Annotated in this window: 16 protein-coding genes; 12 read left to right on the top strand and 4 right to left on the bottom strand. The window is 66.7% G+C overall.

Annotated features, from left to right (window positions below):
* Positions 1–443 precede the first annotated feature (443 nt).
* The gene (locus CWT10_RS10230; protein ID WP_103062963.1) at positions 444–1769 is read right to left on the bottom strand and encodes a PqqD family peptide modification chaperone; all 1326 of its coding nucleotides are present in this window, start codon (positions 1767–1769) and stop codon (positions 444–446) included.
* A 476-nt stretch (positions 1770–2245) separates the two neighbouring features.
* On the opposite strand from CWT10_RS10230, the gene pyrH reads away from it, so the two are divergent.
* The 9 genes from pyrH to CWT10_RS10185 all read left to right on the top strand — a co-directional run bounded on the left by pyrH (position 2246) and on the right by CWT10_RS10185 (position 11533).
* A complete protein-coding gene (gene pyrH / locus CWT10_RS10225) occupies positions 2246–2998 on the top strand; it encodes a UMP kinase (protein ID WP_103062962.1) in 753 nt (250 codons plus the stop codon).
* Between the two features lie 87 nt (positions 2999–3085).
* A complete protein-coding gene (gene frr / locus CWT10_RS10220) occupies positions 3086–3643 on the top strand; it encodes a ribosome recycling factor (protein ID WP_103062961.1) in 558 nt (185 codons plus the stop codon).
* 51 nt (positions 3644–3694) lie between these two features.
* Positions 3695–4624: a phosphatidate cytidylyltransferase gene (locus tag CWT10_RS10215; protein WP_103062960.1), complete on the top strand. Its 930-nt coding sequence runs from the start codon at positions 3695–3697 to the stop codon at positions 4622–4624.
* Positions 4625–4809: 185 nt separating this feature from the next.
* Positions 4810–6039 carry a dual-specificity RNA methyltransferase RlmN gene (rlmN, locus tag CWT10_RS10210; protein ID WP_233188133.1) on the top strand — a complete coding sequence of 410 codons (1230 nt, stop codon included), beginning with the start codon at positions 4810–4812 and terminating at the stop codon, positions 6037–6039.
* Positions 6036–6581: a DivIVA domain-containing protein gene (locus CWT10_RS10205; protein WP_103062958.1), complete on the top strand. Its 546-nt coding sequence runs from the start codon at positions 6036–6038 to the stop codon at positions 6579–6581. Before rlmN ends, CWT10_RS10205 begins: the two co-directional genes overlap by 4 nt.
* Positions 6578–7897, top strand: coding sequence for a 1-deoxy-D-xylulose-5-phosphate reductoisomerase (gene dxr / locus CWT10_RS10200; RefSeq protein ID WP_103062957.1), 1320 nt, complete (start codon positions 6578–6580; stop codon positions 7895–7897). Before CWT10_RS10205 ends, dxr begins: the two co-directional genes overlap by 4 nt.
* Before the next feature lie 13 nt (positions 7898–7910).
* Complete coding sequence (locus tag CWT10_RS10195) at positions 7911–9227, top strand: M50 family metallopeptidase (protein ID WP_103062956.1); 1317 nt, start codon at positions 7911–7913, stop codon at positions 9225–9227.
* A gap of 125 nt (positions 9228–9352) precedes the next feature.
* Positions 9353–10534 (top strand): flavodoxin-dependent (E)-4-hydroxy-3-methylbut-2-enyl-diphosphate synthase, encoded by a 1182-nt coding sequence (gene ispG, locus CWT10_RS10190; protein ID WP_103062987.1) that lies wholly within the window; start codon positions 9353–9355, stop codon positions 10532–10534.
* A 30-nt stretch (positions 10535–10564) separates the two neighbouring features.
* Positions 10565–11533 (top strand): GNAT family N-acetyltransferase, encoded by a 969-nt coding sequence (locus tag CWT10_RS10185; RefSeq protein WP_416171709.1) that lies wholly within the window; start codon positions 10565–10567, stop codon positions 11531–11533.
* 869 nt (positions 11534–12402) lie between these two features.
* Here CWT10_RS10185 and CWT10_RS10180 read toward each other — a convergent pair.
* On the bottom strand, positions 12403–12708 hold the full coding sequence (locus CWT10_RS10180; RefSeq protein ID WP_103062985.1) for a transcriptional regulator: 306 nt from the start codon (positions 12706–12708) through the stop codon (positions 12403–12405).
* 5 nt (positions 12709–12713) lie between these two features.
* Positions 12714–13388, bottom strand: a complete 675-nt coding sequence (locus CWT10_RS10175; RefSeq protein ID WP_103062955.1) for a hypothetical protein — start codon at positions 13386–13388, stop codon at positions 12714–12716.
* Between the two features lie 611 nt (positions 13389–13999).
* On the opposite strand from CWT10_RS10175, the gene CWT10_RS10170 reads away from it, so the two are divergent.
* Both CWT10_RS10170 and CWT10_RS10165 read left to right on the top strand, forming a co-directional pair.
* A complete protein-coding gene (locus tag CWT10_RS10170) occupies positions 14000–15835 on the top strand; it encodes a proline--tRNA ligase (protein WP_103062954.1) in 1836 nt (611 codons plus the stop codon).
* Positions 15822–18728, top strand: coding sequence for a DEAD/DEAH box helicase family protein (locus CWT10_RS10165; protein ID WP_103062953.1), 2907 nt, complete (start codon positions 15822–15824; stop codon positions 18726–18728). Before CWT10_RS10170 ends, CWT10_RS10165 begins: the two co-directional genes overlap by 14 nt.
* Here the strand turns inward: CWT10_RS10165 and CWT10_RS10160 are convergent.
* A complete protein-coding gene (locus CWT10_RS10160; RefSeq protein WP_244936736.1) occupies positions 18716–19600 on the bottom strand; it encodes a Tat pathway signal protein in 885 nt (294 codons plus the stop codon). The two genes, CWT10_RS10165 and CWT10_RS10160, sit on opposite strands and share 13 nt — an antisense overlap.
* A 248-nt stretch (positions 19601–19848) precedes the next feature.
* Between CWT10_RS10160 and CWT10_RS10155 the strand changes: the two genes are divergently transcribed.
* The gene (locus tag CWT10_RS10155; protein WP_103062951.1) at positions 19849–20325 is read left to right on the top strand and encodes a ribosome maturation factor RimP; all 477 of its coding nucleotides are present in this window, start codon (positions 19849–19851) and stop codon (positions 20323–20325) included.
* Positions 20326–20339: the final 14 nt, after the last annotated feature.

Genomic DNA, 20339 nt, shown 5'->3' with positions numbered 1-20339 from the left:
CCATTCTGCGATAGCCTGAACTGACAACCGTGAAGCGCTGTCTTCTTGGCATTGGAAACCATCGATGGTTCCATCTAACATAACGTCGATTCGACAACCAGAGTTTTGGTCTGCCACAGACCACACATAGATGGGTAGCTTAACCACATCAATGACAGACAGACCGGACAACGTCGCCCAACTTGCGGCCGCCGAATCCGATGATGTTGTCGGTCTAGCTGCTTGATAAGACGTCAAGCCGACTTGTTTAGCAAAAACCGATGCCGTGTCCGCCGCGTCTGACGCGGTGAATGAGCTGTGTACCCGCGGGTACGCTGAAGATGACAGAATGTTGAAGCACATCGCGCCAATTGTAAGTATCCCAAAGGCCAGTGCCGCATGCGCTATTCCTTGTAAGCGGCTATTTTGACAATTTCGAGGCCGATGCATTGATGTTAACTCCGTTACCTCGCGGACGAAAGCACCTGTGCGAGCGGAGTGCTACGCCACCAGCAGCCCTTACGTTTTCCCCACGTAGCGGCCGCGGCATGGCAACGGCCGCACATAGGAGCGAGAGCGCATTCAGCGCACGCATCTGCGCCCGGAGACTGTGCATGTTCTAGTAAACGAAAGTAAGGGCCTGAGAGAGCTTCTTCCATGGGATGGCGGTACACGTTACCGAGTGTGATGTCGAGTAGTGGGCACGGATTAACATCGCCCTTGGCGTTTACGTGCATGATTAAATGTCCGGCTCCACAGGAGGAGGGCAGCGAACCTTCAGTCAGCGCGAGTTCTTGGAAGTCGCCTGTTTCTTCCGAGCGGTTAAGCGAGAAATCGGCGGATGAATACTGAGCTATGATGCGATCCCAGTCATCCTGGAGTTCGCGCACCTCTTCGTCGGTCAAAGCTAAACCTGCCTGTGCCGCTCGACCGACAGGAAAGGTAAGACCTAGTCGAAATGCTGCGGCTCCAGCCTCACGGCATCGTTGCACTACCTCCTCAACTTCTCGATAGTTCAATCGGTTAGCTGTCATCGCTACGATGACAAGTGTCCCAGACTGAGATAAACGTGTTACGTTGTTCATAGTCCGGGTGAACGCGTCTCGGCCGCCTCGAATCAATTCGTGTGTTGACCTTAGCTCATCAATGCTTGTTTGAATTGTTGCGGCGTCGTTGCGCATCAATGCTTGTAGTGCTTGTTCGGGCACTGAATAAAGGTTGGATGCGACGCGCAAAAGGCGCATCAGCGAAGTCGTGGCCTCAAGTATTTCTAGAAATCCGGGATGCATTGTTGGCTCTCCGCCAGTGAGTAAAACCGAGTAGGTTCCGTGACGTGCCAAATAGGCCAACGCGTCAATCACTTGTTCGGTTGCGGGGTATATACCGTTCCCCAAAGATGCCGAAGCGTAACAGTGTATGCAGCTGAGGTTGCATGAAGAAGTAAGTTCGAATGATGACAACAGGGGAATCCACGAGTCGTAGGACCCGGTTATCTGGTGGGGCGATGATGGCTCTTGTTGGGGCTTTTCGCTTATACTTATGGTTGTCTTTGCGGCAGATTCTGCAAGAAAAGGAAGAACAAGTGCCTCAACCGTGCGTCGTCCCTCATTATGACGTTTCGCCATGATGTCGTATATCGTGTCGATGCTACGTGTTCCGTCGCATAGCTCTAGCACGTCGGTGCCTGTGCGATTGATGCGTTCCGTCGAAGTTTCGGAATCCAGCAAGTAGTAGTAGCCCGCGTCGGGTTGGCGGTGAAGGATGGCTTGGGTGTTGAGGCGTGGGTACATGGGCTTCTTCTTCGAGTTATATGCGTCGGCCAGCGGAGCTGGGTGAAGCGCATTTTGGCGCGCCTCACCCAGCTCTTTCTGTTAGTAGTAGCGTAGACTGCAGAAGCAGCGCACGCGGCTAAGAAAGCTGCGAATGCGACTGTGCTGCATACGGGGACGGCACTCATGCATGCAAATGCAGTGCCTTGATACTTGGGAGCCTCCATGGCTATCACCTCCTCTGTGAGGTCAGGGAATATGGTTGGCAGTATAGGCGATTGACTGCGGAGTCTCTACGTATGGCTTGCTGGAAATCGTCTGGAAACTAGCTGTGATTTATTGACTGCTTCGCTCGCATTGTGCTAGGTAAGGCGGCCCTTTGTTCAGGTTTGCCGGTGTGAAGAAGCTCGTAAGGAGACTACGCGGTAGGCTGTGCCGAGCGCCCACGCGCGAGCCGCCCGTCCAACCATCCGACCCCGAGCCAGGAGGCACCACGCATGAGTGAGTCCCCAGAACGCGACGATCGCATCGCTCACGGCACACACCCCCGTCGGGTGCTGCTCAAGCTCTCCGGCGAGGTCTTCGGCGGCGGCTCGGTGGGCCTGGACGCCGACGTCGTCGCCGACGCCGCCGGGCAGATCGCCACCGCCATCGATCAGGGCGTGCAGGTTGCCGTGGTGGTCGGGGGCGGGAACTTCTTCCGCGGCGCCGAACTGTCAGCCCGTGGGATGGACCGCGCCCGCGCCGACTACATGGGCATGCTCGGAACAGTCATGAACGCCCTGGCCCTGCAGGACTTCATTGAGAAGGCCGGCGTGCCCGCACGCGTGCAGTCCGCCATCACCATGACCCAGGTGGCCGAGCCCTACATCCCCCTGCGCGCCATCCGCCACATGGAGAAGGGCCGCGCCGTCGTCTTCGGCGCCGGCGCCGGCATGCCCTACTTCTCCACCGACACCGTCGCCGCCCAGCGCGCCCTGGAGACTCACTGCGACGAACTGCTGGTCGGTAAGAACGGGGTCGACGGCGTGTACACCGCCGATCCGCGGCGCGACCCGACCGCCGTCAAGCTGGACCGCCTCACCTACGGCCGCGCCCTGGCTGACGGCCTGCAGGTCGCTGACGCCTCCGCCTTCGCCCTCAGCCGCGATAACGCTCTGACCATGCGCGTGTTCGGCATGGGCGAGCATGGCAATATCACCCGGGCCCTGCTGGGAGAGGATATCGGCACCCTCGTCACCCTCGACTGAACCGCCGGGCACCGGCTCCGCGCGATCACCTGCCCTCTCACACACTCTTGACCGACTAGTACTGCAAACGAACAAAAGGAACCCACCATGATCGACGACGTCATGCTCGATGCCGAGGACAAGATGGACAAGGCCCTCGACGCCGGCAAGCACGAACTCGCCGCCATTCGCACCGGCCGCGCTAATCCGTCCATGTTCAACGGCATCATGGTCGACTACTACGGTGCGCCCACGCCTCTGCAACAGCTCGCCTCAATCACCATCCCCGAGGCGCGCTCGGTAATTGTCAGCCCCTACGACCGCGGGGCCATGAAGGAGATCGTTACCGCAATCCGGGAGTCGGACCTGGGCGTCAACCCCACCGACGATGGCACGGTCATCCGCGTCACCCTGCCCGTGCTGACCGAGGAACGTCGCCGCGACTACGTCAAGCTCGCCCGCTCGCGTGCCGAGGAGTCCCGCGTCCAGGTGCGCGGTGTGCGCGCCAAGGCCAAGAAGGAGCTGGAGGCCATCAAGCGCGACGGCGAGGCCGGCGAGGACGATGTCAAGCGCGCCGAGACCGAACTGGATGCTCTCACCAGGCGCTACGTGGACCAGATAGACACCGCCCTGGCCGCCAAGGAGTCCGAGCTCCTCGAGGTCTGAGCGCTCGCCCCATATAGCCCCATCGCACTACAACACCCCGCCGTGAGCCTGTTGTCCACCTTGCTTGCCCCGCCACCGACGCGCAACCGCACCCCGCTGCCCCCAACCGGGCGGGCGGGGCGCAACCTGCCTGCCGCAGTCGCGGTTTCCGTAGTCCTGGTAGGGGCGGTCCTGGCGTCACTGGTGTTCAACAAGGCTGCCTTTGTGGGCGTGGTGGTTGTCGCGGTGTGCGGCGCCCTGTGGGAGCTGGCCGGGGCCTTCGCCCGCAAGGGTATTCGGCTACCTCTGGCGCCACTGTGGATAGGCACGTTGGGCGTGGCGGTGTGTGCCTGGAAGGCGGGCGCGGAGGCTGCGTTGGGCGCATATATCGCCACCGCCGGCGCTTGCGTGGTCTGGTGCTTCATGGACCAGGCTGAGGCCGAGTCTGGAACCGCCCTGGAGGAGGCCGGTCACGACGTGCTGCGCACCGAGGCGCACGACGCCGTGCGGCGCTCCCGCTCCGTGGATGCCTCCGCCTCCGTATTTGCCGCCACCTATCTGCCCTTCCTGGCCGGATTTGCGGTGTTGCTGGTGGCCCAGCCACATGGCGTGGGCAAGGTCCTGATGCTGATAGCCCTGCCCGCCGCCAATGACACCGGCGGCTGGCTGGCCGGCATCACCTTCGGCAGACACCCCATGGCACCCCGAGTCTCCCCCAAGAAGTCCTGGGAGGGCTTCGCGGGCTCGTTGGCCGCGGCCGTGGGCGCCGGAGTGGCCTGCATGTGGGCGCTGGGCGGGCCACTGCCGGCCGGTGCGATGCTCGGCGCTACCATTGTGGTCATCTCCACACTGGGCGACCTGGGGGAGTCCCTGCTGAAGCGTGATTTGGGACTCAAGGACATGGGCACGCTTTTGCCCGGTCACGGAGGACTCATGGATCGCCTCGATTCCATCCTGGTGGCTGCCCCGGTGGTTTACGTATTCAGTCTGCTGGTCGGATGAGGCGGGGTGAGAGGCATGATTCCGACTCCGCGTCATCGGCCTCCGATTGTGACTGATGCCGTGGCACCGTCGAGGCTGCGCGAGTACCCTGCCGGTTCGGCCCCATTCGCATGCGGCCTGAAGGAACCGAGAGGACCACAGACCCCGTGAGTAGCACCCACGACGCAGTTCGCGCCCGTAGGCGCCTGGCCCCCACGGATACGACACGCCCGGGCGCCGATCGCCGCATCCAGGTGCTGCCCACGGATCAGCCGCCCGAGGGTGCCACCACGCCCGATGCCCGCCCCCGCCTGTCATTCGCCGTCCCACCCGCCCGTGGCAAGGCTCCCCGGCACCTGGCCGACCTGGACCTGCCCGGCCGCAAACGGGCGCTGCGCGAGGCCGGCCTGCCCGCCTTCCGTGCCGACCAGCTCTCCCGGCACTACTTCACCCGCTTCACCCGCGAGCCGGAAGAAATGACGGATCTGCCGGCTGCCCAGCGCGAGCAGCTCTGTGGGGAGCTGCTGCCGGAGCTCATCCAGGAGGTGCGCGCTTTGCGTGCCGACGGTGGGCGCACCATCAAACACCTGTGGGCACTACACGACGGCGTGCGCGTGGAGTCGGTGCTCATGCGCTATCGGGATCGCACCACCCTGTGCGTGTCCTCACAAGCGGGCTGCGGCATGGCCTGCCCCTTTTGTGCCACCGGCCAGATGGGGCTGACCCGTAACCTGACCACCGGGGAGATCGTCGAACAGATCCGTCACGCCGCCGCCCTGTCCGAGGCGGGCGGCCTGACCGGTGGACGCGCGCGCCTGTCCAATATCGTCTTCATGGGCATGGGCGAGCCCATGGTCAACTACAAGAACGTGGTGGCGGCCCTGCACCGGATCATCGACCCGGCCCCGGAGGGTTTCGGCCTGTCTGCGCGCGGCGTGACCGTCTCCACCGTGGGGCTGGTCCCGCTCATCCGTAAGCTCGCCGGTGAGGGGCTGCCGGTAACCCTGGCCGTGTCCCTGCACGCCCCGGACGATGGACTGCGCGACGCCCTGATCCCGGTCAACTCCAAGTGGAAGGTCGGGCAGCTGCTGGATGCCGCCCGCGACTACTTCGAGGCCACCGGCCGGCGCGTGTCCATTGAGTACGCCCTGATTAAAGACATGAACGACCACGCTTGGCGGGCTCGGCTTCTCGCCGACGAACTCAACCGCCGTGGCCACGGCTGGGCCCACGTCAACCCGATTCCCCTCAACCCCACCCCCGGATCAATCTGGACCTGCTCCGAGCCGGAGGTTCAGGACCTGTTTGTCGACACGCTCCGCCGTGCCGGCATCACCACCACGGTGCGAGACACTCGTGGCAGCGACATCGACGGCGCCTGCGGCCAGCTGGCCACCGAGGCGCTCAGCCAGGAAAGGGCGGCGCACATCCGATGAGCGACATGTTCCCCAGAGTCGGCTTCCTCAAGCAGGGCTACCGGGTCTCGCAGGTGGACGGCTACTTCGAGACCGCCCGGGAGATCTACGACGCCGGCGAACTGTCCGAGATGGACTCCGAGGGTGTGCGTACGGTCGCCTTCGACATCGTTCACGGCGGTTACCGGCCCGATGCGGTCGATGCCGCCCTGGACCGGCTCGAAGCCGCCTTCTTGCAGCGCCGTCGCGCCGAGTACGTAGCCGCAAATGGCCGCAAGGCCTGGATGGATCAGGTGGCGCAACTGGCTACCACGCTGTATCCGCGGCTGTTGCGTCCCGCGGGTGAACGCTTCGCCCCCGCCTCCCGGCAGGGCTACGACAAGGATGCCGTGGACGCCCTTATGGACCGTATCGCCGCTTATTTCGACTCCGACGGCGCCCTGACCTCCGCGCAGGTGCGTGCCGCCGTGTTCCCCTCCGCCCGCGGAGACAAGGCCTATGACGAGGCCAGTGTTGACCGGTTCCTCGCCCGGGCCGTAGAGGTCCTGCTGTCGGTGGAATGACCATGGCCGTCACAGCCGCAGACGGCGGTATGCGCGCCGTCGTACTACTGGGCTCCACCGGTTCCATTGGCACCCAGGCGCTGGACATCATTGAGCATTTCCACGCTAATCGGGCCGTCCCGGGCACCTTCGCGTCCGGGTCCGTATCGGCGCTGCGGGTGGCGGGCCTGGCTGCGGGCGGCGCTAGGCTCGAACTGCTTGCCGAGCAGGCCGTAGCCCATGCTGTGCCCCGCTTGGCGGTGTCGGCCGCAGGAACGAATACGGTCGCCCATCTGCGCTCCGCCCTGGCCACCGCCGCCGCCCGTGCCGGCAGGCCCGATCCGGTTGAGCAGATCCTCACCGGTCCTGACGCCGCCACCGACCTGATCGCGGCCGCCGGTGTGGGGGAGGGGGACGTGGTCCTCAACGGCATAACCGGCTCGGTGGGGCTGGCGCCCACCCTGGCCGCTCTGCGATCGGGCGCCACCCTGGCCCTGGCGAACAAGGAGTCTCTTGTCGTGGGTGGGGCACTTGTTAAACGGGCGCTGCGCCGCCCCGGGCAGGTGGTGCCAGTGGACTCCGAGCATTCGGCCATCGCTCAGGCGCTGCGCTCCGGCGTGCACGAGAAGGGACTGACCAGCCCCACTATCACCGGCCGCAGTGAGGTGCGCCGCCTTATCCTTACCGCCTCCGGCGGTCCCTTCCGCGGACGGCGCCGTGATGATCTGGCAGAGGTCACAGCCGCTCAGGCACTGGCCCACCCCACCTGGGCGATGGGTCCGGTGGTCACCGTCAACTCCTCCACCCTGGTTAACAAGGGTTTGGAGCTGATCGAGGCGCATCTGCTGTTCGACGTCGACCCCGCCGAGATCGCCGTGGTCGTGCATCCCCAGTCGGTGGTGCATTCCATGGTCGAGTTCATCGATGGAGCCACCATCGCCCAGGCGTCTACTCCCGATATGCGCCTTCCCATAGCCCTGGGCCTGACCTGGCCCCGTCGTCCGGACCTGGTCGGGCCGGTGGCTCCGCAATCCTGGGATGAGCCCACCGCCTGGACCTTCGAGCCGCTGGACGCCGATACCTTCCCGGCGGTGGAGCTCGCCCGCGGAGCAGTCGCGGCATCTGCTACCCACCCGGCGGTATTCAACGCCGCCAATGAGCGGGCCGTGGACGCCTTCCTGGACGGGCGGCTGCGCTGGTTGGACATCGTCGCCGTGGACGCGCAGGTGCTGGAGGCCCACACCGGGATGCGCGACCCCGAACTTAATGACGTGCTCGCCGCGGATACCTGGGCGCGCGCCCGCGCCGACGAGCTGATCGCTGCCCGCACTCGCTGACCAGGAGACATTCTTGAGCCACACCCTCGCATATGTTCTGGGCATTGTCATCCTCATCCTGGGGATCGCCGTGTCCATCGCCCTGCACGAATTCGGCCACATGCTGCCGGCCAAGCACTTCGGGGTGAAGGTCCCCGAGTACTTCATCGGTTTCGGCCCCAAGCTGTGGTCCTTCCGGCGTGGAGAGACCGAATACGGCATCAAGGCCATCTGGCTGGGCGGCTACGTGCGATTGTTGGGCATGCTGCCGCCAGCCCGCCCCGGTCATCCGGATAAGCCCGGCTCCATGATCGCCGAGGCTCGCGAGGAGGCACTGGCCGAGCTCGGCCCCGACGAGCAGGACCGCGCCTTCTACCGCCTGAGCGTGCCCCGCAAACTATTGGTCATGGCCGGTGGCATCTTGACCAATCTCGCCTTGGGCATCATCTGTCTAACCGTCGCACTAGGCGTGGTCGGTCAACCCGGCCGCACCACGACCGTCGCCTCGGTCGCGCAGTGCGTCTCATCAGATATCGATGCCGGCGCCGCCTGCACGGACGCCGACCCCGTCGCCCCGGCGGCGGCTGCGGGTCTGCAGAAGGCAGACACCATCATCTCGTGGGGCGGCACCCCCACTAGCACCTGGACCGAAGTGCAACAGGCCATCGCCGCGGCCGGTACCGAGCCGGTCGACGTCGTCGTACGGCGCGACGGGACCGAGCGGGTTCTGTCTGTCACCGCCGTGCGGGCGCCCCGGACCGTTTTGGATGACGACGGCACCCCATTGATCGGCTCCGACGGCGAACCGGTTAAGCAGCTGCGCCCCTATGTGGGTATTGAGCCCTCCCTGGGCACCATCCGCACCCCGCCGAGCGAGATCCCGCAGGTGGTGGGTGGCGCCGTGGTCCAGACCCTGAAGGCGATTGTCACTCTGCCAGTCGGGCTGTATCACGCCGTGGCCGCCGGCCTGGGGCTGGAGGATCGCAGCGCGGATGGCCTGGTCAGCCTGGTGGGGGTAGGACGTATCGCCGGCCAGGTCACCAGCGCCGGTACCGGCACGGATACCGGCCTGCCGCTGTCGGTGCGCCTGTTCTCAATGCTGAGCCTGCTCGGCTCCCTGAACCTGGCCCTGTTCGCCTTCAACCTCATTCCGCTGTTGCCGCTGGACGGCGGACATGTGGCCGGCGCCTGCTGGGAGGGGCTGCGGCGCCTGTGGGCGCGCGTACGCGGACTGCCGGATCCTGGATATACCGACACCGCCCGGATGCTGCCGGTGGGGCAGGTGGTCTTCTACCTGCTGATAGTCATGGCCTTGATTCTTGTCTGGGCGGATATCGTCGCCCCCATCTGAGCTGAGCCCGTCGGCGTAGTCCAGCCCGATGCGGCCGCGGCGGTGCTGCTGTTGGGAGGCAAATCGCATCCGATGTGACCGGGGCGCCACCGCAGTGGGGTGCGCCCGGTGCCATACTGGGAGTCGTGACTGAAGCGATCGCTCTTGGTATGCCGACCGTGCGTGAGGAGCCCCCGGTGCTGGCGCCGCGTAAACCAACCCGCAGGATCGATGTGGGCGACGTTCCGGTAGGCGGTGACGCCCCGATCTCCGTGCAGTCGATGACCACCACCAAGACGCACGACATCGGGGCCACCTTGCAGCAGATCGCCGAGCTGACGGCCGCCGGCTGCGACATCGTGCGGGTCGCCTGCCCCACGGACAAGGATGCCGCCGCGCTGGGGGTGATCGCCAAGCAGTCGCGTATCCCCGTCATCGCCGATATCCATTTCAACCCCAAGTACGTTTTCGCCGCGATTGAGGCCGGCTGCGGGGCCGTACGCGTCAACCCGGGGAACATTCGTCAGTTCGACAACAAGGTGGCCGAGATCTGTAAGGCTGCCTCCGACCATGGCACCTCACTGCGCATCGGCGTCAATGCGGGCTCCCTAGACCCGCGGCTGCTCAAGAAGTATGGCAAGGCCACTCCTGAGGCGCTGGTGGAGTCCGCCGTGTGGGAGGCGAGCCTGTTCGAGGAGTGCGGCTTCAACGACTTCAAGATCTCCGTTAAACACCATGATGTGGTCACGATGGTCCAGGCATACCAGTTGCTCAGCGAGCAGGGGGACTGGCCGCTGCACCTGGGCGTGACCGAGGCCGGCCCCGCTTTTCAGGGCACCATCAAGTCCTGTGCGGCCTTCGGCATTCTGCTGGCCCAGGGCATCGGCGACACCATCCGCGTCTCCCTTTCCGCTCCGCCGGTGGAGGAGGTCAAGGTCGGCACCAAGCTGCTGGAGTTCATGGGGCTGCGCGAGCGCAAACTGGAGATCGTCTCCTGCCCGTCCTGCGGGCGTGCCCAGGTGGACGTGTGGTCACTTGCCGAGTCCGTGGAGGAGGGGCTCAAGGACGTGTCCGCTCCGCTGCGGGTAGCCGTGATGGGCTGTGTGGTCAACGGCCCCGGTGAGGCTAGGGAGGCGGATCTCGGCTGCGCCTCGGGCAACGGCAAGGGACAGATATTCGTACGCGGTAAGGTCATAAAAACCGTCCCTGAGGACCAGGTGGTTGAGACCCTGCTGGAGCAGGCGCAGGCGATGGCCGAGCAGATGCGCGCCGAGTTCGGTGAGGAGGCCCTGGAGGGCACTTCCCCGAGCGTTGTCGCCAGCGCCTGAGCCCGCCTGGAACCAGTAAGCCGCTCCCGCGTGAACCTGTTCGGTCGTCGCCCGCCGGCTCCGCTGACTCCGCTGGACCCGAGCCGTCTGAGCGGACTGTTGGAGTTGTGTGCCCTAGACCCGGTTGTCGGCGTTGCCCTGGCCCACCAGGTGCTGCGCTGGCCCAGCTGGGCCCGGGGAGACGTGGTCGCTGATGACCCGTGGCGGCCGACCGCAGCGGCCTGGGCCAGCGGATCACTCATACCTGTCGGTTTGTCCGCCCGACCGGAGTTGGGCCATCCCGGTGCGGGCCCCGAAGTGGCCCGAGCCCTGGCCGCTCACGCCCGTAGACGGCTGACCAGTCACGGCTCGGTGGCCGGGGCGGTGGAGGATGTCGCGGCTGTCTGGGAGCACCTGGCGGCCGAGGGCGTGCACTCGCGCGAGGAACGTTGGGAACAACCCCTGCTGGTAGCTCCGCAGGTGTCTGGGGGTGCGCTGGCCGATGAAGCGTCGACGCGGCGCCCGGGCCTGGCCTGGGCCGCGGCGGACGTGCACCGGGCTACACCCGCGGAGGAGTCCCTGGTGCTGCCGGCAAGCGTGGACATGTTCACCGGAGAACTCGGTTACGACCCGACCGCCTCGGGATCCTCCTACGCCAGCCACGTGAACTGGTTGATCGCCTCTGGGCGCAGCTATGTGCTGCTCGACGACGGCGCCGGAGCGCCCTGCCAGGCCGACGGTCCGCGCGCCGTGGCCTTCAAGACGGATGTTGGCGCGCTCTGGTCTGCGCCTGGAGGGGCGGTTGCGCAGCTCACCGGGGTGTGGACCCGCCCTGACCTGCGTGGGCGCGGTATTGGCTCCGTGGCGCTCGCGGCGGTTGTGGATGCGGTGCGGCGTGATCATGTGGGCATGGATGGAACCGTGAGCCTATATGTGAACTCCTTCAACGCCGCCGGCCTTGGGCTGTACGCCTCCTTAGGCTTCCGGCGTGTGGGAACCTTCGCCACCGTGCTGCTGTGAGCGGGTGGCTCGCGGGGGGCTGATAGGGATCGGGCGATGGCGTTGGTCGCGGCGTCCTATGGTCTGGTGGCCCAGAGGGTGGGGAAATAGGTGGCGGATTATAGGGGCTCTTCGCGTTTAGGGGTGTGGTCGGCGGTGTGTTCTGGTCGGCCGTGTGACGGCCTCTTCGCTCACTCGAACGCAGTCTCCCGTGTTCGAACGCGGCGCGGCGCGCGAGGACGGGCTTCGCGTGGTTGTTCCGGGCGGCCGCATCCTTGGGCGTGAGGTGCTGGTTCTCGACATCCATGGGGCGGTTTCATCAGATGGCATCGCGGGGCGGAGGGTTCGTCAGGTGCCACCAACGATTCGGCATGAACAACCACGGCTCGTACAACCCGCCAAACCGCCGAAACAAGTGACGAATCGTCGACTGCAGCACCCGAACCGTCGGGCCAGCACCCGCACCGTCGGGCACGATCCGCCGCGAGCCACCAAGACTCACGGCGAGCCATCCCGTCCCCGCCCACCGCGCCCGCCGGGACGTACACACAAACCACCACCCGCACACCCCACCCATCCACCACACCCCCAAACACGAAGAGCCAGAAATGCCTCAACATCTGCCGCGGTGATTCGATGCCCAACATGCATGACCGGAAGATCGGTCTCCGGATCGATCTCTAGGGGTGTATCGGGCTTGAGTTGTTCTTAGCCGCGACGCGTAAGATCGGCCGCCGCTGAGAATATGGAGGTCTTCCTTTCCTCGGCGAGCCGTTTGATCTGGCGGTGTACGGCGGGTGGCAGATCAACGGTGGTGCGCACGGCTGCATCGTACAGTGATGTGCTGTGAGTGCACCAGGCACCTGGTGCACTCACAGCGGGCGTCGGCGTTACTCGTTATCCAGCAAGGCGCGTAGCTGCCGGGTGTAATCGGCGAAGGCGACGCGGCCGCGGGCAGTAAGTGAGACGTAGGTGGCGGGGCTGCGACCGTAGAAGGTCTTGCTCTGCTCCACGTACCCCGCCTCCTCCAGTCTGGTCAGATGGGTGGACAGGTTGCCGGCCGTCATATCCAGCAGTTGACGCAGCCTCGGAAATACGAGCCTGTCTCCTTGGGGGATCGCAGCCAGGGTGGCCATGATCCGCAGGCGGGACTGGGCGTGAATGACCGGGTCGAGCTGTTCGGCTGCGCGATTCATCGTCATCACGCTCCCGCGCTGCTGCTTTGGCGACGGTCTAGCAGCACCGATGCGGCGCCGGCCATCAGCAGGCCGCCTCCGCCGGCGAGCGCCATGATGGCCCACAGCGCGTGTCCGCCCACGACGGTGGCCGCCGTGGTGACCACCAGTATCCAACCGCCGGTGACGGCCATGGGGATCTCCTCCCAGATGGCGGCGCCGGCGAGGAACATCACCCCGACCACCAGGCACGGCAGGGCGTTGGAGAGGATTGAGATCATGTCAAATGCCTCGGGGGTGCCCAGTTCGCGCAGGAAGGCGCCCAGCCGTCCGGAGATGGTGAAGGCCAGAATCAGGCCGCCCATCCAGGCCAGTCCTTGTATGGTGCCGACCCACGCGGTACGGCCGTACAGCCCGCGGGAGCGCCGAGCGATGTAGACGCAGGTGAAGACGGCGGCGGCGGCCAGGCAGCCCAAGAAGACCAAGAACGGTCCGGACGCAAGCGTATAGTCGGCGCGGACGTTGAGGCCGCAGACTCCGTAGCCGATGAGCCAGGCCAGGCCACAGGCGGTGTAGAGCGGGGCGGAGCGAATCTCAATGAGGTGCCGGTAGGCGCTGGTCTGCTCACCGATGACGGCGAGTGCGGCTGCCGGCTCGAGTCCGTCGACTTCTTTGGTGGGGGAGCCCGGTGCGGGGGTCATGGCGACTCCTATGGTGATTCAAAGTGGTTTGTTGGACAAACTGGCGACGTCAGTCTACACCAACTAGTTTGCATCGCAAACCCCATCCGTTCCGCCGTGTCTTTCCGCCCGGCTCCGCTCATGCATCCCTGCTCGTTCTCACCCGGTGTGATCAGCCCCAGGGGGACGCGCTACGCCACTTGCCTCTGCGTGACCGAGACCTATACGGAAGATCCGGTCAGTGCTCCTGAAGGGCCTGTCGGGAGTGTCGTTGGGGTGCGCGGTTCCCGTTGCGCCGGTTGGGTCCGGCGGCGCCGTTAGGGCCTCCGTAGAGGCGGGTCGAGGCGGCGGCTCCGAAGACTTCGGTGCGCGTCGCCAGGGCGCCTTTGTTTAGTAGACGGTGTCATGGAATGCAGCACTTTCAAACGGGGTGTGGCAGCGGTCGCGTCGGCGAACCGCGCGATTCTGCGGCTGTACCGAGCTGTTCACTTCAGCGTTCAGACCAATGTGCTGCAATCCGTGCCACTCGGGGCGCAGGCGCCGTGCTGGGCTGCGCCGTGGCCGCTCCGCAGGTCCGCTCGGCCGGTCCGCTATCGACTTCGCCCGGCACCAACACCGCGTAAGATCGCCACGTGCTTCAGACGATGTCCCAGGCCTTCATCCGAACTCTGCGCGAAGACCCCGCCGACGCGGAGGTCGACAGCCACAAACTGCTGGTGCGTGCCGGTTACATACGCCGCGCCGCCCCCGGCGTGTACACCTGGCTGCCGCTGGGACTGCGCACCCTGCGCAAGATCGAAGCGATTATCCGCGAGGAGATGGACGCCATCTCCCAGGAGGTGCTCTTCCCTGCGCTGTTGCCCGCGGAGCCCTACAAGGACACCGGCCGCTGGGACGACTACGGGCCCACTTTGTTCAAGCTGACCGACCGCAAGGACGCAGATTACCTGCTGGCCCCCACGCATGAGGAGATGTTCACCCTCCTGGTCAAGGACCTGTACTCCTCCTACAAGGACCTGCCGGTGTCCATCTACCAGATCCAGACCAAGTACCGTGACGAGGCCCGTCCGCGCGCCGGAGTCATCCGCGGCCGCGAGTTCGTAATGAAGGACTCCTACTCCTTCGACATCGACGATGCCGGACTGGAGGCCTCCTACCAGGCGCATCGCGCGGTATACCAGCGCATCTTCAAGCGCCTGGGCCTGGAGTACGTGATCGTCAACGCCATGAGTGGCGCCATGGGCGGCTCGCATTCCGAGGAGTTCCTGCACCCCTCGCCCATCGGCGAGGACACTTTCGTGCGCACCGACGGCGGCTACGCGGCCAACGCGGAGGCGGTCGCCACCCCCGTGCCCGCGGACGTGGACGCCTCCGGCGTTGGCCCGGCCCGCGAGGTGGACACTCCTGATGCTTCCACCATCGAAACCCTGGTCGACTTCCTCAACTCTGCTCATCCGCGCTCCGATGGACGCGTCTGGACGGCCGCGGACACTCTCAAGAATGTCGTCGTGGTCCTCACTTACCCCGGTGGGAGGCGTGAACTGCTGGTGGTGGGGATCCCCGGCGACCGCGATGTCGACATGCGGCGCCTGGGGGCTGCCGTCGCCCCAGCCGAGGTGGAAATGGCCTCCGACGCCGACTTCGCCACTCACCCCGAGCTCGTGCGCGGATACATCGGCCCCACTGCCATCGGCCCCAACTCGCCGAGGCGGCGCGTGGAGCGAGACGCGGAGGGCAATGAGGTGCTAACCGGCTCGGTGCGCTACCTGCTGGACCCGCGGGTGGTGCCCGGCACCGCCTGGGTCACCGGCGCCAACGCCTCCCAGCGGCACGTGCTCGACCTGGTGGCAGGACGCGACTTCACCGCCGACGGCACCATTGAGGCAGCCGAGATCCGTGAGGGCGACCCCGCCCCCGACGGCTCCGGACCGCTGCACCTGGCCCGCGGCATCGAGCTCGGCCACATCTTTGCCCTCGGCCGTAAGTACGCCAGCGCCCTGGATCTGACGGTCCTGGACGAGAACGGCAAGTCCCGTATCGTCACCATGGGCTCCTACGGCATCGGCGTTACCCGTGCTCTGGCCGCCCTGGCCGAGTCCAACCACGACGAGCAGGGCCTGGCCTGGCCCATCCAGGTGGCGCCCTTCCAGGTACAGGTCCTGGCCACAGGCAAGGACGACGCCGTCTTTGAGACCGCCGCCCGTCTCGCCGCCGCGCTGGATGAGGCCGGAGTGGAGGTCTTGTACGACGACCGCCGCAGGGCCAGTGCCGGAGTGAAGTTCAAGGACTCCGAACTGCTTGGCATGCCCTATACCGTGGTGGTGGGGCGCGACCTGGCCAGGGAGGGCACCGTGGAAATCCGCGACCGCCGCAGCGGCGAGCGCATCTGCGTGCCGGCCACCCAGGCCGCTGCCCGGGTGCGTGAGCTGGTAGGTGCGGCCCTGGCCTGGGAAGATGCCGCGCACTAGTTGCGGTGCCTCAGACCCGCAGCGACCGCTGTCCGGCTGGAAGCTGACGGTGCCGTTGCGCGACTACCAGGCGGATCTGCTGCGCGCCGTGGAGCCGGCCGACGGCGCGCGCCTGCACCTGGTGGCACCGCCGGGATCCGGCAAGACCCTGATCGGCCTGGCCTTGGCGCGCGCCAATGGGCGTCGAGCCCTCGTGCTCACGCCCACTGCCCTAATTCGGCAGCAGTGGTGTGAGCAGGCCAGAGCATACTTCCGCGACGCCGCCGGCGGGCCACCGCGCGTGCGCGATGATCTGACCAGAGGTGAAGACGCCCCGCAGGATGACTCCGGCGCCCCGGTTCCCGCCGACCTGACAGTGCTCACATACCAATCCCTGGCCGTGGTGGACACTTCCGCGCCCTGGCGGGCCGCGGCCCGTCGGCGCTGGCTCGAGGAGCTCATCGACTCCGGACAGACCCCGGGGCGCGCCGAGTCCTGGCTGGAGGAGTTAGCCGCGAACAATCCGGCGGCCTACCGCTCCGGCATCTCCCGGCGCGCCTCCGCCATCCGCTCCTCGCTGGCCTCACTGGACGCGGAGGATCTGGCCTCCCTGCTGCATCCAGCGGCCCGCCGCCGAATCGACGCGTTGGTGGATGCAGGCGTGGCCACCGTAGTAGTCGATGAATGTCACCACCTGCGCGCCCACTGGGCGGCCGTCGTCCACTACCTGCTGGCTCGCCTCAAGGCCGCGGGCGCCCAACCCTGCCTGCTCGGCCTGACGGCAACACTGCCCTCCCCGGAGGACAGGTCCCTGGGCCGCTACCGTGCCCTGTTGGGCAAGGTCGATTATGAGATCCCCGTCCCAGCCGTGGTGCGCGCGGGCTGTCTGGCGCCGAGCCGCAGCCTGGTGCGCTTCACCCTCCCGGACCCGCAGGAACAGGCATTTCTGGCCCAGGCCGGTGCTGAACTGGAGCACCGCCTTGACGAACTCCTACTCAGCCCGGATGGCATCGACTTCCTAGTACACACCGTCGCACCGGCGGTGGAGGACCTGGCCGAGCCCCTGGGCATGGACGACGGTGCCCTCACCGCCCGCATGGTGTCCGGCTTTGACGCCGACCCACAGGCCGCCACAGCTGCCGGGGCGCTGCTGAGGAACCGCCTGGGCGCCTACAACCCCACCGAGCAGACGACCGCGCTGGTGCCCCTGCTGCCCGCCACCCGACTGCTGGACGTCGATGAGACCCTGGAGCTTCTGGGCCGTTATGCGCTAACCCGGCTGCTGCCCGATCCCGCCCGCCGCGGTCAGTGGGAGGACACCAAGGAGCTGCTGGCCGGATACGGTTACCGGCTGACCGACTCCGGACTGCGCTCCGGGCGTTCGCCGCAGGACGCCGTGTGTGCGGCATCCCTGGCCAAGGATGTGGCCGTGGCGGATATCCTGCATGCCGAGTACACCTGTCTGGGGCAGCGGCTGCGCGCCGTGGTCGTCACCGATGCCGCCGAGCGCTCGGCCGCCCACCGCGCTCTAGACGCTGTCGGCCCGCGCGCCGCTTCGGGGGAACAAGCCACTCACGGCGGTGCGCTGCGTTGCTTCACAACCCTGCTGACCGATGCCCTGGTGCGCGAGCTGCATCCCGTGCTCCTGACCGGACGGCACCTGCAGTTGGCCTCGGCGGACCACGAGTTGCTCGACCGTCTGCGCGCCGACACCGGGTTGGAGCTGCCTGCCGTCGATGACGGCTGGACCCTACGCGTGAGAGGTGCACAGGCGGGGTCCGCCCGGCTGGTGCGGGCCGTGAGCGCTCTGATGGACCAGGGCGTGGTGCGCCTGGTTGTGGGCACGCGCGGCCTGCTGGGGGAGGGGTGGGACTGTCCGGCAGTGAACACCCTGATCGACCTGACCACTGTGACCACGGCCACCTCTGTGCAGCAGTTGCGTGGTCGCACGCTTAGGTTGGACTCGAACTGGCCCGCGAAGGTCGCCCACAACTGGTCGGTCACTTGCCTGCTGCCCCGTCAGGCGGGAGCGGGAGCCGGCAGCGACTTGGACCGGCTCCGTAGACGCCACGAGTACCTGTGGAGTGCCGTGCCCGATTCAGCGGCGGCCATCCGCACCGGGCTGGAGGCCGCCCTCGAGCCGCGCCAGCGCCGCCTTCTCGACGCCGTTCGTCACGGCGCCGACGCCGAAGCCATCGGCGCCCTGAACGCAGCCACGACGCTCGGTCCCCGCGAGTGGGAACGACGCGCCTGGAACGCACCACCGCCTGTGGGTGCCGCCAGCGGGCGCGATTCGGATCTTGAGCGGATGGGGCAGGAGGCACAGCTCGTCTCGCTTGCCTCGGCGGACGGACTGATACGGCGTGGTGATCCCGTCGAGCTGTGGCGAGGTGCTGCGTTGAGCGTCATGGCCGGGCTCATCGCCGCCGAGCGAATAGGCACAGATATCCGGGCACTGAGCCTGACGGAGTCCGGCGTGGCGCGCATAGCCTTCATAGGTGGCGTAGACACCGACCGCCGGCTGGTGGCGCAGACTCTGGTCGAACTGGCTTCCGCACCGCGGCGTGCTCCGCGGTTTGTGTTAGAGGTTCCCCGCTGGACGCTGCGCGCGGCCTGTGCGCCGGGGCGACTGCGGCGCTTACTCGGCCACGGCCTGGACGCCCTGGACCGGGCCCGTGGACGCGACCGCCTGTATCTGGCGGTTCCACGCACCCTGGGGCGATCCCGGCGGGTGGTCACCGCCTTCGTTGAGACCTGGGTAACGCAGATCGGACCGTGCCGCCTGCGTCTGGTGCGTGAAGAGGAAGATCTGTGGGCCCTGGTCGCCGCGCGTGGACCGCTGGGGGCCGGCGAACTGGTTCAAGTCAAGCGTGCGCGCACCTGGATCGACTTACCTGCGGCTCAGTCGAGATAGCCGGGAAGCGGATCGTCCACGGCGGCGCCCCATGCCCGGGCGCGCAGGGCCGCTTCCAGGGCGGCGTCAACGGTTATCTCGGTGGCATTGGCGCCGGCCGCCCTCACCCCGGCCAGCTCTGTCTCCTCCACCCGCTGCCACACCTGCCGCGCCCAGGTGACCTCCAGCGATGTCGAGTCGTCCGCCCTCGCGGTCGGGGCGGCGTATGCGGCCAGGCGGGTGTCCTGTCCGCCCAGCGCCACCGACGCGCTGACCACCGCCTTGGCATAGGCCACATCCGCCAGGGCGCGGGTGTGGTTCGCACCCGTGGAACGTGCTGCGATTTCCTCAGAGGCGTAGCGGGCGGCGTCGTAGGCTGACAGCAGGTCGCCGGGCAATGCCTCGGTCAGCGCGGATGCATCACGCCCACTGACCGCCACTGCTGCTGCGTCCAACCGGGTTGCCTCCAGGGACCAGGCCACGGCCAGGGCTGCGTAAAGGCGGGCAGCGTCGTCGTCGGCACAGGCCGCTGCCGCCTCGCGGGCCAGGGCGGTCCCGTCGGTCAGCGCCGTTGTCAGGTCGGCGGTGGACACGTCCGCAGCGGCCGACGGAACCGGCGGGACGGTCTGGTAGCTGGTGGGCACCGGTGTAGCCCACGGGTCCCACACGCCGCCCAGGGCGTTCAACTGCGTGGCGGCGCTTGCGGCGATGGCATCGACCGGGGCGGAGGGCTGAGCCGTGCCGGAATCGGATACCACCTGGGCGATCGAGGCGATCAGGGCCGCCTGTCGGGCCAGACCGTCCCGCACCACTTCATGTGGGGGCGCCGTCGGCAGCGAGGCGGGGGAGCCCTCGCCCACTCGCAGTCCGCAGGCACCGGTTGCCGACGTCACCGCCACGAGTGTTGCTGCGCCTGCCCGGCGCAGCAACACACGCCGAGAAACACCTGCCTCGCATTCCCCGGCCGAGTGGCGGCGCCTGACTGCGGGGGCGGGAGTTGCGATGGAATCGATGGTGTGCGTCGGTGTCACATGGTCATCCTCGCACGGGCGGGTAGCATGGGGTCGATCAATCCGATCCGACTTGAAGCCACACAAACACGATCAGCCCCCACCGGGCCCATCACGGGAGGAACCTCCATATGACCGACGCGTCCGCCCGGAGCCAGGAGCAGAGTCTGCGCCGGCTGCTCAATCCCATTGTCGAGGAGTCCGGGCTCTTCCTGGAGGACGTGCGCCTGGACCGCGCCGGCAGGTACACCACGCTGCGGGTGGTGGTAGACCTGCCCGACGGCCCCGGCGATCTCGACCTAGACACTCTGGGGGAGGCCACCCGGGCCATTTCAGACGCCGTGGACGAAGCCGACCCCGTTCCAGGCCAGTACACCCTGGAGGTCTCCACCCCCGGCGCTGAACGGGAACTGGACACCCCCCGTCACTTCCGCCGCGCCGTCGGCCACCGGGCGGTGATCACCCGCGCAGTGGGCGGACAGGAGCACACCGTTGAGGGAATGCTCACCGCCGCGGATGAGACCAGCATCACCATCGGAGTGGATGATGTGCCCCAGACCATCGCATTGGCGGAGGTGACCGCCGCCCATATGGTCGTGAGCGTCTAAGCGTGGCCCGGCCC

This window comes from Actinomyces qiguomingii (assembly GCF_004102025.1).
Classification (GTDB): domain Bacteria; phylum Actinomycetota; class Actinomycetes; order Actinomycetales; family Actinomycetaceae; genus Actinomyces; species Actinomyces qiguomingii.
Note: the sequence above shows the minus strand (reverse complement) of the source record. Positions and strands in the feature narration are given on the sequence as shown.

Coding starts and splice junctions, on each gene's coding strand:
- CWT10_RS10230 (WP_103062963.1), bottom strand. CDS start 1,769: ATGTACCCACGCCTCAACACCCAAGCCATCCTTCACCGCCAACCCGAC.
- pyrH (WP_103062962.1), top strand. CDS start 2,246: ATGAGTGAGTCCCCAGAACGCGACGATCGCATCGCTCACGGCACACAC.
- frr (WP_103062961.1), top strand. CDS start 3,086: ATGATCGACGACGTCATGCTCGATGCCGAGGACAAGATGGACAAGGCC.
- CWT10_RS10205 (WP_103062958.1), top strand. CDS start 6,036: ATGAGCGACATGTTCCCCAGAGTCGGCTTCCTCAAGCAGGGCTACCGG.
- dxr (WP_103062957.1), top strand. CDS start 6,578: ATGACCATGGCCGTCACAGCCGCAGACGGCGGTATGCGCGCCGTCGTA.
- CWT10_RS10180 (WP_103062985.1), bottom strand. CDS start 12,708: ATGAATCGCGCAGCCGAACAGCTCGACCCGGTCATTCACGCCCAGTCC.
- CWT10_RS10175 (WP_103062955.1), bottom strand. CDS start 13,388: ATGACCCCCGCACCGGGCTCCCCCACCAAAGAAGTCGACGGACTCGAG.
- CWT10_RS10165 (WP_103062953.1), top strand. CDS start 15,822: ATGCCGCGCACTAGTTGCGGTGCCTCAGACCCGCAGCGACCGCTGTCC.
- CWT10_RS10155 (WP_103062951.1), top strand. CDS start 19,849: ATGACCGACGCGTCCGCCCGGAGCCAGGAGCAGAGTCTGCGCCGGCTG.